This window comes from Deinococcus alpinitundrae, assembly GCF_009982895.1.
Classification (GTDB): Bacteria; Deinococcota; Deinococci; order Deinococcales; family Deinococcaceae; genus Deinococcus; species Deinococcus alpinitundrae.
The window spans coordinates 1-613 of sequence record NZ_WXZL01000101.1 but is presented as its reverse complement, the minus strand read 5'-3'; the positions used below and the strand labels follow the sequence as shown (position 1 = coordinate 613).

Annotated in this window: 1 rRNA gene; it reads right to left on the bottom strand. The window is 49.8% G+C overall.

What is annotated here, in order from left to right:
* Positions 1-613, bottom strand: a 23S ribosomal RNA gene (locus tag GUI70_RS22570); the annotation flags it as partial.

The window sequence follows — 613 nt, the reverse complement described above, 5'->3', positions numbered from 1 at the left end:
TCTGCTCTCTGAAAATAAGTCGCTGACCCATTATACAAAAGGTACGCAGTCACCCAACAAAGTGGGCTCCCACTGCTTGTACGCATACGGTTTCAGTGGCGAGCTTCCCCTATTCGGTTAAGCTCGCCACTGAAAATAAGTCGCTGACCCATTATACAAAAGGTACGCAGTCACCCAACAAAGTGGGCTCCCACTGCTTGTACGCATACGGTTTCAGGATCTATTTCACTCCGCTCTCCGCGGTTCTTTTCGCCTTTCCCTCACGGTACTGGTTCACTATCGGTCAGTCAGTAGTATTTAGCCTTGGAGGATGGTCCCCCCATATTCAGACAAGGTTTCTCGTGCCCCGTCCTACTCGATTTCATTGCAAAGGGATTTTCGCGTACAGGGCTATCACCCACTATGGCCGCACTTTCCAGAGCGTTCCGCTAATCTCAATACAACTTAAGGGCTGGTCCCCGTTCGCTCGCCACTACTAAGGGAATCTCGGTTGATTTCTTTTCCTCAGGGTACTTAGATGTTTCAGTTCCCCTGGTTCGCCTCTTACACCTATGTATTCAGTGTAAGATAACCATCTTGTGATGGCTGGGTTCCCCCATTCAGACATCTCCGG